Raw genomic sequence first — 16,137 nt, forward strand, 5'->3', positions numbered from 1 at the left:
TGCTGTCGATGAAGTGCGTGGCACCGAGCACGCGGGCGTGGCGCTCTTTGCCAGCCACCGTGTCCACGGCGATGATCTGGCGCGCGCTCACCATGCGGGCACCTTGGATGATGTTCAGGCCGATGCCGCCACAGCCATAAACCGCCACCGTGGCGCCGGGGCGCACCTGCGCCGCGTGTGTCACGGCACCGATGCCGGTGATCACGCCGCAACTGATGAGGGCTGCCTTCCACAAGGGGAACTCGGGGTCGATCTTCACCACCGCCCCCTCGGGCATGGTGGACATGGAACTGAAGGTGGAGACCCCTGCGTAATGGCGGATGCTTTCACCATGGGCATTGCGGAAGCGCGTCTTGCCATCCGGCATCAGCCCGGTGAAGCGCAGCGCCGTGCCGAGATCACAGAGAGCCGGGCGGCCCTGCTGGCAGTAGTCGCAGCGACCGCAGGAGGAGCGCCAGATGGGGATCACATGATCTCCCGGAGCCACGCTCGTCACGCCCGGACCCACGGACTCCACGATGCCTGCGCCTTCATGTCCGAGGATGATCGGCGTGGGCATGGGCAGGTCTCCCTTCATCACGTGCAGATCGCTGTGGCAGACCCCGGCGGCCTTCATCCGCACCATCACCTCCCCCGCCTGCGGATCAGCCACTTCCACCTCCTCGATGACGAGAGGCTTGCCAGATTCATAGAGGACGGCGGCGAGGGCTGTGGGCATGGCGTTTGGGGCTGGGTCAAAGAGAGCATTGAGGATTCTCGAGGAGCGAGTTCGCTAAACTGCAGCGACTCATGCAATCCAATAGAAACACGAGGCAGTCAGCAATTCTATTTTTCAGATCGCGCAGTCTCCCTCCCCTCAGCGAACTTCAATCCCTCGGTATCGGCTGACTCGCCGACACATTGCGGCTGCCGCCACGAAGTGCCCGCACGACATCGAACATTTTCACAGTTTCCTCGTCATGAATGGCGGACTTGGATTATTCTCCCTGACCGACTTTTTCCTCTTATGTCTCCATCCTCCGGTTCGTGGTTCGCGCGGGTGCTCCGTGCGGTGCTTGGCGAGTTTCATTACCAGCCGCCAGCGTGGATGCCGCGCTTCGGCCGAGTCGCAGATGATCATGTGCGCACCTTCCCGGGCACGTATGCGTTGCTGATCGTCTTTGCTGGGCTCGTGTCTGCCGCGCTACCATCGCTGCTGGAGTGGCAAAGATCACATCAACCACGCGAGCGACAGCTCACGGAGGTCCGCAAGCTCAGCAGCACTCTGGCGATGCCCGGCGTGACGCCCATCGTGAAAGGCAAACCTCAGCCGCAGGCGCTGACGGTCACCTTTGATGGCTCGGTGGCAAAGCTGGAGAACGTGGGCAAAGCCGCCGCAGGTGTCTCGCTTTCTCCGCCGCACGCGGGTGAGTGGAAATGGGTCTCTGACAAGGTTCTGAGCTTCAGTCCAGCCCGAGACTGGCCTGCTGCACAGGAATATGAAGTGCGGTTGGATGGCTCCGCACTGCCACCCGAGGTGACTTTGAATCAACGAGTCTGGAAGGGGCGAACGAAGCCGCTGGAAATCACCGTGACGGAGTCCGAGTTCCAGATCGATCCTCGCGACCCGAGCGTGCAAAACATCGTCGTGGGCTACTCGTCGAGCCATCCGCTGAACAAGCTGGAAGTGCAGAATGCGCTGCGGCTGGAGGTGATCGGTGGGGCGAAGATTTTTGACTGGAAAGGCCAGAAGCCGGACGCGCTCTTCACCGTCGTGGAGGGCAAACATGAGCGCGAGTTCTGGCTGCGCAGCGCCCGCATTCAGGTGCCGGAGAAAGAGGACTTCGTGAAGGTGACCCTGCGGGGCGCACTCGCCAGCACGGTCGGTGGCGCAGCGCTGGGGAAGGATCTGCTGAGCAAGGTGAGCGTGCCGGACATCGAGAGTGGATTCCAGATCGCCAGCGCCTCCGCTGAAATCGTGAAAACCGAGGAAGGTGAGCCCGAGCAGTTCCTTTTCGTCCACACCGAAGGGTATGTGACCACGGAGTCGCTGATGAAAAAACTCGGCGTCTGGGTGGAGCCACCGAACTTCACCATCGCCGATCCGCTGGGCAAGCGTGTGAGCCCCGGCGTGAATGATGTGACCGAGGATGTGCTGCGTCAGTATGCGCCACTCACGCTGAAGCCCGTGGAGCTGGAGCTGAGCGATGATTCACCTGCTACGAAGCGCCATGGATTTAAATTCCTGAGCGAAAAGCAGAGCCGTCTCTTCATCCGCATCGGCAAAGGTGTGGAGGCTCTGGGTGGCTTCCGACTGGGTAAAGAGTTCCGTGCCTTTGAAAGCGTGCCCGACTTCCCAAAGGAGGTGCAACTCCTCGGCAAAGGCGGCGTGCTGGCTCTGAATGGCGAGCGCAAGCTCTCGGTGAAATCACGAGGCGTGCCGAATCTGCGCGTGACCATGGCGCGCGTGCCTGCCCGGCAGGTGAATCACCTCGTGGTGATGACCGAGGGTGACTTTGCCAGCCCCTACTTCGTCATGGGAGACAGTTTTGATGAATCGAACATCGCCCGCTTTCTCCGCCGTGTGCAGCCCGTGGCGATGAAAAATGAATACGAGGCCTGCTACAGCGTGCTCGACTTTGGCAGTGCGCTGCAAAGCTCTGACAGCAGTGATCCTGATGCGTCGCGCGGACTTTTCTTTGTCACGACCGAGGGCGTGGAGCCGACGGAAGGTTCAAAGAAGCGGCTCGAAGGCGATGCCGTGGAGGATGACTGGTCTGTGGTGGATGGTGACACGCAGGCGCGTCGATTCGTGCTCGTCACCGACCTGGGTTTGATGGTGAAACGGAATGCCGATGGCAGTCGCGATGTCTTCGTGCAGAGCATTCAATCCGGTGATCCGGTGAATGCGGTCACGATCACCGTGCTGGCCAAGAACGGCGAGTATCTGCTGCAACAAACCACGGCTGATGGTCATGCGCTGCTGCCGAGTTTGGAGAACTTCCAGCGGGAGAAAAAGCCCGTCGCCATCGTGGCCTCGCTTGGCAATGACCTCGCTTTCCTGCCCTTTGAGCGGCCTGATCGTTTGCTCGACTTCTCACGCTTTGACATCGGCGGTGTGCTGGCTTCGGAAGGCGAAGCGCTGGAGGCTTTTGTCTTCACCGAGCGCGGCATCTATCGCCCGGGTGATGCCATCCACATCGGTGCCGTGGTGAAGCGTCGTGACTGGCTGGCCGGACTCACGGGACTGCCGCTGGAGCTTCAGGTGATGAACTCGAAGGACGAAGTCATCGACACGCAGAAGCTCGCTCTCAGCGCTGATGGCTTCATCGAAGCCACGACCAAGACGGATGAAGCTGATCCCACCGGGCGCTACGTCGCACGTCTTTTCCTCGTGCGTGATGAAGAGCGCATCCGGCTCGGCCAGGCCGTGATTCGTGTGGAGGACTTCCAGCCTGATCGCATGAAGCTGGATGTCGCCCTCGCTGGCGATACCGGCGCGGGCTGGCTTCAGCCAAAGGGCATCTCCGCTCAGGTGAAGCTACAAACCTTGTTCGGCTTTAACGCGGCGGATCGTGTGCTGAAGGCGAGACTCGAACTCACGCCGGGCGACTTCGCCTTTGCGCAGCATCCCGACTACACCTTTCACAATCGCCTGCCGATGACCACGCTCGTGGATGAGCACACGCTGGAGCCGGGGCAGAAGGTGGAGCTGGGCGAAAAGAAAACCGATGAGGCAGGCGAGGCTATTTTTGATCTCGGCATGGAGCGCTTCGACCAGAGCTGCTTCCAGGCGAGCCTGCTCATCGAGGCCTTCGAGCCAGACGGAGGGCGCAGTGTGCGTGTGGGCAAAAACTTCCTCGTCGCTGCCTTGCCGTATGTCATCGGCTACAAGCCCGAAGCTACGCTCGACTACCTCGGCAAGGACACGCAGGCCGTCGTGCGCTTCCTGGCGCTCGGTCCTGATGTCAAACCGGTGGCTGCGCCTGCACTCACGGCGCGCATCGTGCAGATCCGCCATGTCTCCGTGCTGACGAAGCAGGATAGCGGCAGCTACGCCTATGTCTCCACACGGCGCGAAAGCACGGTGAACGAGAGTCCCTTCACGCTGCCTGCTGCTGGAGCCGCCTTCACGCTGCCCACCGCCGTGGCAGGAGAGTTTCGCCTGGAACTCAGAGATGTGGAGAACCGCGTCGTGTGCAGCACCGTCTTCAATGTGGTGGGCAAAGGCGATGCCGGACGCAGCCTGGAGCGTGACGCCGAACTGGGCATCAAGCTGGCGAAGGCAACGTGGAACAGCGGTGAATCGCTGGAGGCCAGCCTGAGCGCGGCCTACACGGGCGCGGGCCTGCTGACTCTGGAGCGTGAGCGCGTGCTGGGCTGGCAGTGGTTTAAATCTGGCACACCCGCCAGCGTGCAGCACATCACGCTGCCTGCGGAGATCGAAGGCTCCACGTATCTGAACGCCTCGTTTGTTCGCGGCCTCGACTCGCCCGAGATCTTCACCACGCCGCTGAGCTATGCCGTGGCGCACTTCACGGCAAACCCAGACAAACGCCGCATCGCTCTGACGCTGGATGCTCCCGCCAAAGTGAAGCCAGGCGAAGAGCTGAAGATTGGCTATCAGGCCGCGAAGCCCTGCCGGATCGTCGTGTATGCCGTGGATGCAGGCATCCACCAGATCAGCGACTATCAGCTCCCTGATCCGCTGGAACATCTGAATCGTCAGCGTGCGCTGGAAGTGCAGACGGAGCAGATGATGGACCTGCTGATTCCCGAGTTCAGTTTCATCTCGAAAGCCAAGGCCTATGGTGGCGATGCCGACAAGCCACTGCGTCTCGGTTTGAATCCCTTCAAGCGCCGCCGCGAACCGCCAGTCGTGTTCTGGAGCGGACTCATCGAAGCCGGACCCGAACGTCGCGAGGTTGCCTACACCGTGCCCGATTACTTTGCCGGAAAGCTGAATGTCATGGCGGTGGCCGTGGCTGCGGATGGTGTGGGCCGCGCGGAGACCAGCAGCATCGTGCGGGGTCCACTCGTGCTGACGCCAAACGTGCCATATTTTGCCGCGCCGGGAGATGAGTTCACCGCCTCACTCACGGTGGCGAATAATCTGGAAGGAGCGGAAGCACAGCAGCCCATCTCCATCGTGGCCCAGGTCACGCCGCATCTGGAAGTCATCGAGTCACCGCAGGGCACGCTGAACATCGGCGAAGGCAAAGAAGATACAGTGCGCTTCCGCCTGCGTGTGAAGGAGGAACTCGGTGGTGCCGAGATGACCTTCAAAGCCGAGGCAGCCGGTCAAACGGTGCTGCGTCGAGCCACGCTGAGCGTGCGTCCGGCGGCACCTTATCTGACGAATGTGCAGAGCGGTTGGTTCCGCGAGCCATCCAAGGATGTGAAAGTGCAGCGCCAGATGTTCCCGGAGCATCGGAAGCTGAATGCCACTGTCTCCACTTTGCCGCTGGGCCTGGCACGCGGGCTGGAGTCGTATTTGCATGAGTATCCTTATGGATGCTCCGAGCAGATCACGAGTCGCGCTATCTCAAGGTTGCTGCTCGCGAAGGAGGCTGACTTCGGATTCGATGCCGCAGAGTCCGCTCAGCAGCTCGACACTGCTTTCCAGCTCCTCCGCAGCCGACAGAATAGCAACGGAGGCTTTGGCTACTGGGACTCTGACGCCGATGGCGGCATGGATTACCTCTCCGTCTATGTCACGCGCTTCCTTACCGAAGCCCGTGACGCGGGTCATGCGGTTCCCACTGCCTTGCTGGATGGAGCCCGCGCACGGATGAAGCAGCTTGCCCGAGCGGAAGTGAGCAACCTCGATGACGCAGTCATCCAAGCGGCGGCAATTTACCTCCTGACACGTCATGGAGAAAACACCTCCAGCCAGGTTTTGAATCTGCGAGATCATCTGCGCACTCAGCATCAGGATGCCGTCTGGCGCTCTCATCTCGTCAGTGCCTATCTCGCAGGCACTTACGCGCTGCTGAAGCAGCAAAAGGAAGCGCAGGGACTCATCGACGATTATTGGAAGAGTGTGCGCCAGAGCCGGATGACCGCCCGCTGGGCAGGCCACTACGGCGCTGATCCTCAGGTCAGCCGCGCCGAAGGTTTCGCCCTGGTTTGCCGACACTTCCCCGAGAAGGCGGGCGCTTTTGGTTACGACGATCTCGCCATTATCACAGAGCCGATGTCGAGTCGCTTCAACACAATCAGTGCCGCCACCAGCATTCTCGCGCTGAAGGCTTACTCAGATCTCGCTCGTCAGACGCAGGTGAAAGTCTCGCTTAGTGAGATCGCCCGGCAGGGAGGTGCCCCGGTGGAGATCGTTCCGGCAAAGACGGGCCTTTTGCAAAGCGCCTTCAGTCCGCTGGCAGGCACGTTGCGCTTTGGCTTGCAGCAGGAAGGCTCGGATCTGGGGGCCTTCTATCAGGTCACTGAGACGGGCTTCGATCTCGGCGTGCCCAAGGAACGGCTCGCCAATGGACTCGACGTCTTCCGCGAGATCCTCGATGCCGATGGCAAGCCCATGGAAAAGCTGAAGGTCGGTGAAGGTGTGCTCGTGCGGCTGCGCGTGCGCAACATCTCGCCCGAGTCCCTGCACAACCTCGCAGTTCTTGATCTCCTGCCCGGCAGCTTCGAACTCGAACCGGATGGCCTACGCCCCGGACGTGGCACTGTGCCCGGAGCTGACTTCGTCGATGTCCGCGAAGATCGAAACATCTTCTTCTGCTCCCTAGCCAAAGGCGAGGCCAAGACCTTCGCCTATCGTATCAAACCCATCGCCGCTGGCAGCTACGTCATCCCTCCCATCTTCGCCGAGGCCATGTATGACCGCGCCGTGAATGCACGGGATGGTGGCGGAAGGGTGGAGGTGGAGTGAGGCGAGGTTATGAAGCTTCTGCGCCGCCTCTACAAACACCGACTCTTGCGCTTGATGGCAATGGGTTTGGCGCTGCTGGCGCTGGTGTATGCGCTGCTTCCAGACGCGGGGCTTTATCCTGAGGGCTTTCGCTTTTCGCGGACACTGCTGGATCGGGATGGGCAGCTCGTTCATCTGGCTTTGACGGCGGATGGCAAGTATCGGCGTCATGTGCCGCTGGCGGAGATCAGTCCGCTTTTGATCGAGGCGACTCTGGAGCTGGAGGATCGGCATTTTCATGAGCACCCGGGGGTGAATCCACTCTCGCTCCTGCGGGCGACCTGGGGGGCGGTCAGCGGCTCAGCTCGTGGCGGTGGATCGACGATCACGATGCAACTGGCACGCCTGCGTCATGGCCTGCGCACGCGTTCCGCCTGGGGGAAGGTGGTGCAGATCTTCCGTGCGATTCAGATGGAGCGTCATCATGACAAGGCGGCCATCCTGGAGGCTTATCTGAATCAGGCACCCTACGGTGGGAATGTGGAGGGCATCGGCTCAGCCAGTCTGCTCTGGTGTGGCAAGGCCGCGTCCGAGCTGACTTTGCGCGAGGCTGTGGCGCTGGCGGTGCTGCCGCAGAGTCCGACACGCCGTCGCCCACGTGCCGAAGGTTCGAATGCGAGCCTGATGAACGCGCAGCATCGGTTGTGGGAGCGACTGCGTCTGGTGAAGGGCATGGAAAGCGATCCGCTGGATGCCAGTTTCCAACTGAAACAACTGCAGCCGCCTCCGCGCGAGGCTCCCCATTTGGCACGGCGTTTGTTCGCCGAGTCATCGACGCTATCTCGTGAGGATTCGGCGGTGCCAGTTCAGTCCACTCTGAAAAGGACTCTCCAGCCCGGTGTCGAAGATGCCCTCGCAGATTACATCGGAAGGAAGCGGGAGGTCGGCATCACCAATGCCTGCGCGCTTCTCGTGCGAGCCTCGACGCGTGAGGTGTTAGCCTATGTGGGCTCCAGTGGCTTTCTCGATGTGGCGATTCAGGGGCAGGTCGATGGTGTGCTGGCGCGTCGTTCGCCAGGATCAGCCCTGAAGCCATTCATATACGCACTCGCGCTGCAGCAGGGGCTGATTCATCCACACAGCTTGCTGCGTGATGGCCAGACATCCTTCGGTGGCTACAATCCCGAGAACTTTGATCGCCAGTTCTCCGGCCCGATCTCGGCCAAGGATGCGCTTTATCACAGTCGAAACATCCCGGCGGTGTCGCTGGCGCAGAAGCTCGTAGCGCCGGGGCTCTATGGCTTTCTCAAAGCATCCGGTGTGTCACTGCCTCAGCCTGCTGAGCATTACGGGCTGGCACTGCCACTCGGTGGTGCTGAGGTGAGTATGGAGGAGCTGGCGTCGCTTTACTGCCTGCTGGCTCATGATGGCGTGGCGCGGCCCGTGGTGACCAAACCTGGAAGTCCTGAGATCAAACAGGTGCCACTGCTCACGGAAGAGGCGCGCTATCTGACGCGTGAGATGATGCGCACCCGCGAAGGCGAGGCCGCATTGGACGATGCGGCGGTGCTTTGGAAAACGGGCACTTCGCATGGCTTCCGTGATGCTTGGGCGGCGGGCATTCGCGGTGATCACGTGCTCGTGGTCTGGATCGGCAACTTCAATGGGCGGGGGAATCCTGCCTTCATCGCGCGGGAATGTGCCGCGCCATTGATGTTCGAGGTCTTTCGGCATCTGCGGCTGCCTTTGAAGCCGGAGATCAAACCCCCACATGTGACCGAAGTAGAGCTGTGTGCGGTTTCCGGCCAGATCCCGACACCACTTTGTCAGCATCGCTTGCTGGGTGGTTTCATCCCTGGCATCTCGCCCATCACCGCCTGCGAAGTGCATCGGGAAGCCTGGATCGATTCGGTGTCCGGTTTGCGCGTCGCCTCCGAGGATGGACGCAGAACCCTCCGTCGTGAAGTCTTTGAATTCTGGCCACCGGACATGCTTGAGCTATTTCGCCGCGCAGGTGTTCCGCGTCGATCCCCGCCGCCCATGGAACCCGGTGCTGGTGCTTTGGACCGCGCGGACTCCGCTGGTGCGCCGAAGATCGTGTCTCCTCAATCCAGCCTGGTTTACACCTTGCAAGCCTCGTCCGTGGATCGGCGAGCTGTGCCGCTGCGTGCCGATGTGGCTCCTGGAGTCAATCGGCTCTTTTGGTTTGCCGACAGCCGCTTCCTGGGCTCCACCGATCCCGCTTCACCGCTGATGTGGAAGGCTGAGCCCGGCCGCTGGCGAGTCCACGTGCTTGATGATCAGGGCCGGAGTGCCGCTGTGCAGGTGCGTGTAGAGATGGTGCCGTGAGGTAGAACGACTTTGAAAGTCGTACACTGGTGCGCCGAGTTTATAACTCGGAGGGGGCATGGGCGAGTTGGAAACTCACCGCACCAGTGTACGAGTTGAAAACTCGTTTTACGACTCCCCGCCGAGCAGGAAGTGGAAGTCATTCAATGTAAGCGCCTGGGCGAAGTTCTCTTCGCCGAGGATGTCGTTGGCGAGGTTGCCTTTCTTCTTTTGCAGGAGGCGGATCTTTTCTTCGATGCTGTCTTTGATGAGGAGTCGGTAAGCGAAGACGGTCTGCTTTTGACCGATGCGATGGGTGCGGTCGATGGCCTGGGCTTCGACGGCGGGATTCCACCAGGGGTCGAAGAGCACGACGTAGCTGGCGGCGGTGAGATTGAGCCCGAAGCCTCCTGCCTTCAGGCTGATGAGGAAGGTGGCGGGGCCTTCGTGGGCTTGGAATTCTTTGACCAATGTGCCGCGATCTTCGGTCTGGCCGGTGAGCTTGAAGCTGCGCCATTCGCGTTTGGCGATCTCTTCCTCGATGATCTCCAGCATCTCGACGAACTGGGAGAAGACGAGCACCTTCTGTCCTTCCTCCATGAGCTGCTCCAGCAGTTCCATGAGGGCGCTTACCTTGGCGCTTTCGACGGCTGGTGCTGCTTTGTCGCCTTTCTTGGGCTTGGCTTCTTCCAAACCGAGCAGCCGTGGATGGCAGCAGATCTGGCGCAGGCGCAGCAGGCTGGTGAGGATGTTAAAGCGGAGTTTGTCGAGCTGCTGGCTGGTCTCGGCTTTCAGAAGCTGGGCGCGGGCGCGTTTGATCTCAGCCTGATAAAGCGCTGCCTGCGTGCCTTCGAGTTCGATGATGAGGTCTTCTTCAATGCGGTCGGGGAGATCGCTCGCGACTTCTTTCTTGGTTCGGCGCAGCAGGAAGGGACGCGTGCGTGCGGCGAGCCGACGACGGGCGAGCGGGTCCTCCTTGCCATCGAAGTTTCGGCCAAAGCTGGCGCGATTGCCGAGCACGCCGGGCATGGCAAAGGCGAAGATGGACCAGAGATCGAGCAGGCGGTTCTCAATCGGCGTGCCGGTGAGCGCGAGACGATGCTGCGCGACGAGGGCGCAGGCAGCTTGGGTGCTTTGGGAGGTGGGATTTTTGATGGCCTGGGCTTCATCCAAGATCACGGCACCCCAGGTGACCTTGCGCAGCAGGTCTTCATGGATTCGGAGCTGCGGGTAGTGGATGACGAGCAGATCGGCCTCGCCATGAAGGCCCACTTTGCCCGCTGTCTCGCGGCTCCAGACTTCGACGCGCAGGCTGGGGAAGAATCGTTCGGCCTCAGCGCGCCAGTTGTCCTGAACAGACTTCGGACAGACGACGAGGATGGGCGCCGTGACCTGTTGCTCGGTGCGCAGCCAGGCGATCCAGGCGAGGGTTTGCAGCGTCTTGCCAAGTCCCATGTCATCGGCCAGCACGCCGCCGAAGCGGTTGGCGGTGAGGTAGGCCAGGAAATGGAAGCCGCTGAGCTGGTAGGGGCGCAATGTGGCGGTGATGGCGGCTGGGAGATCGGGCGTGACGCGGGTCTGGATCTCTTCCACGCGGCGTCTTACCTCTTCGGCGCGCTCGGCTGGTAAGAGAGCAGAGCCTTTGGTTAAGCTGCCGAGCTGGAGCGCGTGGAGTCTTTGTTTGCTGCCGTCGAAGTCGTTCACGGCCAGGCCGAGTTCGGCCAGTTCCTTTTGCTGCTCCTCAGTGAAGGTGAACTCCAGCTTGCGCCAGCCTTTGCCTTTCAGCTTCACCCACTTGCCCTTGGACTTCAGCAGCAGGTCGATCTCTTCCTGATTCAGCGTGGTGTCGGTGATGTGCAGCGCCACGCTGAGGTCGAACCAATCCATGCCGGTCTTCGATTCCTCGACATCCAGTCTGATCTGTCCTGCCACATGACCGTTCTTCAGGCTCATGAGTTCTTTGTCCAGCTCCACGACGATGCCTTTGGGTCGGCGATCCAGCCATGCGATGAATTGATCCGGCCAGTCTTTGCCTACGATGCGCTGCTCCACCCAGAGATGATTATCAACGCTTGCCGCTGGCTTCATCGGCATCTGCCGCAGCCAGGCTCCGGTGGCGGGCATGGCAGACTTGTCGATCTGCACAAACTCATCGCTGGCAGGTCTGGCGGCAGTCAGCTTGGTGTAGGCAGCCTGCCAGGCATGGCCATTCCACTGGCTGTCTTCCTGCACGCCTTGATACGAGGCTTTGCCAGAGACATGCAGGTAGTCACTGCTGGCTCCAGGTGGGTGCGCGACTTTGCAGCGGATGTCGATGCTGGCTTTGACGAGCTTCACTTTGCCAGCGAGCCGCTCGGGCACGCTGACACCGAGTTTGCCGAGAGCGCTGATGCCTTCGCGAGATTCGATGGCCTGCGCGGGGATGCTGACAGGCCAGGTCATGCGCTCTTTGCCAAAGGGCCAGTAGGGCAGTGTGTAAATAGTCTCTGCTGTGACATAGCGCAGCGGACTGCCCGTGAGGATGGCCACGGGTGGCGGTGGGGATATGCCGACATGATTCAGCAGGCGCAGTGAGTAGTCACCGTGAGGTTCCTTGGGGGATGTCAGACTCCATTGCAGAGGCTCTTCGGCAAAGGTGAGAGGCTCGCCATCGGCACCACAGACGTGCGCATGAAACTGATCCGAGCCACTGCTGATGAGCTGAGCCAGGCTCTTGCAAAGAGCAGGCGACATGGCTGCGATCTCAACACCACGAATATTGCCATGATCATCGGCAGCAGCGCGCAGCACCAGATTCGAGCCTGCACTGAGAGGGGCTTTCGGTTCTTGGTAGGCCGTTTTCCAGGAGTGTTCCTTCAGCAGCTTCTGCGAGGTTTTTTCAAACTCAGACTCTCCTGGATGCCGCACCTGCACGACCGCCGCCGATGGAAACAATTGCAGCCGCAATTCAGGGGCTTCCGGCTCTTCATCCGTCGATGACTCCTGCCACTGCGCCAGAGATTGCCGCCATTGCGCGACTTCCTTCACCCTCTCCCATTCCGTGATGAGCCTTTTTTGCAGCTTCAGATCCACGGCTTCATTCAAAGGCTCCGGCATGGAGAGCTGGCAGCGCCGGAGCGCATAGGCAAAGTAGGCTAGGAACTCCCAAACTGTCTTTGGTGGTGATTCCGCAGGATAGACTTCCACCTTCCCGTAGCCCCAGTAGTTCTTCCGGCCGCAAAGTTGCTGGAGCAGCGACTGATCGATGAGGTGCTGCCCGCCTTCTCTCCACTTCTCCAGGTTGGTCAAAAAGGTCCGCGCAGCGATGGGCAATGGTTTGCCCAGATTCTCGGTCACCAGGCCTGCCATCGAAGTGGGATCAGGGGCAGGTAATGTTGCAGCGACGGCGGTGCTTGGTCCCGCGGGTTTCGTGCGACGTCCTGCGTTCTTGCGTAGTTCCAGCACGAGCGCCACGCCGTGTTTGCAGTTCTCTCCGTAGTCGCAGGTACAGTCGGTGATGGCCGAGTCATCATCAAAGGTGAGCCGGGTGGTGTAGAGGTGTCCACCCTGCACTTTTGCTTCGATCACTTGTCCTGGAACGATCCACGACAGACTGCGCACCGCACGTTCACGCATGAGCTCCGCTCCGCGTCCCACAACGGCCTGTGGGTGGTCCAGCAGTGCAGACTCCAGCATCTGATGCTGCTCTGTGGTGAGGAAGATTTCCTGGGCTGTCGGCATGTCTTATCAAACGACACGAAAGCCCATTCCGTCAATCCAAGCCATGCCTCAACTTCGCCTATGCAATCCACTCTTTGATCACCCGCCCCGACACATCGGTGAGCCGGAAATCACGACCGCTGAAGCGATGCGTGAGTTTGAGGTGATCAAAGCCGAACTGGTTCAGCATCGTGGCGTGGAAGTCATGGAGATCGACGGGATCGCGAACGATGCCCCAGCCGATCTCGTCGGTCTCGCCATAGGTGAGGCCGCCTTTCAGGCCACCGCCTGCGGCGAGCATGGTGAAGGCGAAAGGGTGATGATCACGGCCTGTCGCGTCGGGATTGCCACCTCGGTTTTCGCCGAGCGGTGTGCGGCCAAACTCGCTACCAAAGACAACCATGGTGTCGTCCAGCAGGCCGCGTTGTTTGAGATCCGTCAAAAGCGCGGCGATGGGCTGATCGGCCATGCCTGCGTTGTAGGCGAGCTCGTTGTCGAGGTTCGAGTGATGATCCCACGAAGCATGCATGATGCTGACGAAGCGCACGCCACGCTCGACGAGTCGGCGGGCGAGCAGGCAGTTCGTGGCGAAGGCTTTGTATTGGCCAGGACCACCACCGCGTGAGGCTTTGATCTGTGCATCGGCGCGGTTCACGCCATACATCTCCAGCGTCTTGGCATCCTCGTCCTTAATGTCGATCAGCTCCGGCGCGGCGGCCTGCATTCGGAAGGCCAGCTCATACGCGGCGATGCGGCTGGCGATCTCGGGATCGCGGAACTGATCGTAGCGGCTTTGATTCAGCTCCATCAGGGCATCGAGACCTTTGCGTTGCAGCGCCATGGGGATGCCGGGCGGGTTCTTTAGGTTCAAAACCGGCTCGCCCTGATTGCGGAAAAGCACGCCTGCATACGACGATGGCAGGAAGCCGCTCTGCCAAAGGGAAGCTCCACCGCTGGTGCCGCGTCCGGCGCTGAGCACGACATAGCCTGGCAGGTTCTTCGACATGCTACCGAGCCCGTAATTCAGCCACGAACCGATCGTCGGCAGACCAAACTGCGCCCGTCCGCAATGCAGCACGAGCTGGCCGGGATGGTGATTGAACTGATCCGTGTGCAGACTGCGGATCATGAGCCAGTCATCGGCATGACGCGCCATGTTTGGCAGCAGATCGCTGAACTCCATGCCGCTCTGCCCGTGCTTTTTGAAGACACGCTTTGATCCCATGAGCCGCGCGGTTTCTTTGCGGATAAAGGCAAAGCGCACGTTCTTGGTCATGCTGTCCGGCAGAGGCTGACCATTGAGTTCGTTCAGCTTCGGTTTCGGGTCGAAGAGATCCATTTGGCTCGGCCCGCCCTCCATGAAAATTAAGATGCAGTTCTTCGCCTTCGCCGGGAAATGCGGTTCGCGTGGCTGGAGCGGGTCGGCATTCGCCACCGTGTCCGCCGTGAGGATGCCCTCCTGCGCCAGCAGCGCCCCGAGGCCCATCATGCCGATGCCATTCGCGCTCGTGGTCAAGAACTCACGGCGGGTTTGCAGGATCTGGTGTTCGATGGGGTTCATGCGGGCTTGGGAGTCCAACGTGACAGGGCAGGGTGGTTTTGCCACGACGCTCTGTTTTGTGCCAATGACCTGCCCGCCCGCTCCATCCGGTCACGATCCGCGGCTCCTCATTCCGCCTCGGTTGGCGGCTTCTTTTCCTTCGCCACTTCCCAGTCCGGTGTCCGCGATCCGGCCAGCTCATCGGGCGCACTCGGCGGCAGGGTCATGAATTCGGTTTGCAGCGCCTGCAGCGTCGGCAGCAGCGGCAGATTGCCCGCCGCTGAGTAGATCATCGGCGTCAGGGGCGACTCTTCCACCGGGTTCGGCTCCCCATTCCATGCCTTGTTCCCGAAGCGCTTCACCGCCCAGTAGATCGCCGCCAGCCGGCCCGTGTTCGGGTCATTGTGCGCCTTCAGATCACTCTCCATCTGCGTTTTGATCACCTCCGCCAGGATCCAGTCCGCCTTTTCCTTGTCATAATAGAGCAGCTCTCCCTGCGGGGAAATCCCGCCCGGCTTCCGCTGGCGATGCGCCTCATAAAGCCAGTCATGGATCAGGTAACCCGGCGCATAGGTCCAGGGCGAGTAGCCCTTCTTGTTCCAGAGTGCGCGTGGGATGCTGCCGCCGTCCGTCTTGATCGGCTTCGGGCAGATGATCTCTCCATTGGCCCGGCAAAAGGCAAAGGCCTTCGCCCCCCGGTTCTCCAGCTCGAAGCGGTTTGGCTGCTCCCACTTCACATAGGGATTCCCCACGATCCGCCCCGGAGTCACCTTGGCATAAAACTGCTTCGTCGAGCAGGAGGATAGGCCGATGGCGGCGATGAGTGGCAGGAGAGAAAAGAGGCGAGTCATGCTGGCACCGCCTTTAGCCTGATTCCCGGAAGTCTCGCAAGAGGTTTGGATGGCGAAAACCGTTCTTGAGGCTTCACGTGCCACAGAGCTTGGTTCATGGCGGAGCGCTCCGTACTAGAACGAGTTTCCAACTCCGGGGCGGAGACGGGCGAGATGGAATCTAGCCGCACCAGCTGACGACTTGTAAAGTCGTGCTACGGCGGAAAAAAGCTTCAGCGCCAAGTGATGCTGCAAAGCCTCAGTGACGGCAAGATGGAGGAATCACTCGCGGCAATCGCATGGAAAATGCAGGAATGCATTGCCAGGAGGAAAGGTGATCCGCTAGAACCGTCGTCTTTCCCGACCACCATGAGTTTCCTCTCCCGCGAAGCCACCATCGCCAAGCCAGGGTTCAGCCGCTGGCTTGTCCCCCCCGCCGCCATCGCCGTGCACATGTGCATCGGGCAGGTCTATGGGTTCAGTGTCTTTAAAAAGCCGCTCGCCAAGGTGCTCGGCATCACCGCCTCCACTCCGGCGGACTGGACCGAGGCCGATGTCGGCGTGGCCTACTCCATCGCGCTCGCCCTGCTCGGCATCTCAGCCGCCGTGTTTGGGAAGTGGGTGGAGCGCAGCGGCCCGCGCAAGACCATGCTCGCCAGCCTGATTTGCTTCTGCACCGGGCTCGTGCTCGCCTCCCTCTCGGTGAAATATCATCAGCTCTGGCTGCTCTATGCCGGTTATGGCTTGATCGGCGGCATCGGACTCGGGCTGGGCTACATCGCCCCTGTGTCCACGTTGATGAAGTGGTTCCCCGACCGCCCTGGCATGGCCACCGGGATGGCCATCATGGGCTTCGGCGGCGGTGCCCTGATCGGTGGGCCCTTGGCCGAGGA

The 16,137-nt window shown here is 60.9% G+C and carries 7 protein-coding genes; 3 read left to right on the top strand and 4 right to left on the bottom strand.

The window, feature by feature from the left end:
* The coding region (locus AC6FTP_RS20620) for an alcohol dehydrogenase catalytic domain-containing protein (protein ID WP_497208794.1) at positions 1 to 718 on the bottom strand (718 nt) is incomplete at its 3' end.
* Between the two features lie 288 nt (positions 719 to 1,006).
* Here AC6FTP_RS20620 and AC6FTP_RS20625 point away from each other — a divergent pair.
* Both AC6FTP_RS20625 and pbpC read left to right on the top strand, forming a co-directional pair.
* Positions 1,007 to 6,868, top strand: a complete 5,862-nt coding sequence (locus AC6FTP_RS20625; RefSeq protein ID WP_497208795.1) for an alpha-2-macroglobulin — start codon at positions 1,007 to 1,009, stop codon at positions 6,866 to 6,868.
* Between the two features lie 9 nt (positions 6,869 to 6,877).
* Positions 6,878 to 9,196 carry a penicillin-binding protein 1C gene (gene pbpC, locus AC6FTP_RS20630; RefSeq protein ID WP_497208796.1) on the top strand — a complete coding sequence of 773 codons (2,319 nt, stop codon included), beginning with the start codon at positions 6,878 to 6,880 and terminating at the stop codon, positions 9,194 to 9,196.
* 108 nt (positions 9,197 to 9,304) lie between these two features.
* Here the strand turns inward: pbpC and AC6FTP_RS20635 are convergent, their stop codons facing one another.
* The 3 genes from AC6FTP_RS20635 to AC6FTP_RS20645 form a co-directional block, all read right to left on the bottom strand.
* A complete protein-coding gene (locus AC6FTP_RS20635; protein WP_497208797.1) occupies positions 9,305 to 12,895 on the bottom strand; it encodes a DEAD/DEAH box helicase in 3,591 nt (1,196 codons plus the stop codon).
* Positions 12,896 to 12,953: 58 nt separating this feature from the next.
* On the bottom strand, positions 12,954 to 14,435 hold the full coding sequence (locus AC6FTP_RS20640; protein ID WP_497208798.1) for a DUF1501 domain-containing protein: 1,482 nt from the start codon (positions 14,433 to 14,435) through the stop codon (positions 12,954 to 12,956).
* Between the two features lie 107 nt (positions 14,436 to 14,542).
* Positions 14,543 to 15,265, bottom strand: coding sequence for a DUF1353 domain-containing protein (locus AC6FTP_RS20645; RefSeq protein WP_497208799.1), 723 nt, complete (start codon positions 15,263 to 15,265; stop codon positions 14,543 to 14,545).
* Positions 15,266 to 15,613: 348 nt separating this feature from the next.
* On the opposite strand from AC6FTP_RS20645, the gene AC6FTP_RS20650 reads away from it, so the two are divergent.
* A partial coding sequence (locus AC6FTP_RS20650) for an MFS transporter (RefSeq protein WP_497208800.1) occupies positions 15,614 to 16,137 on the top strand: 524 nt, incomplete at its 3' end.

This window comes from Prosthecobacter sp. (assembly GCF_044378005.1).
In the GTDB taxonomy this organism is placed as follows: Bacteria; Verrucomicrobiota; Verrucomicrobiia; order Verrucomicrobiales; family Verrucomicrobiaceae; genus Prosthecobacter.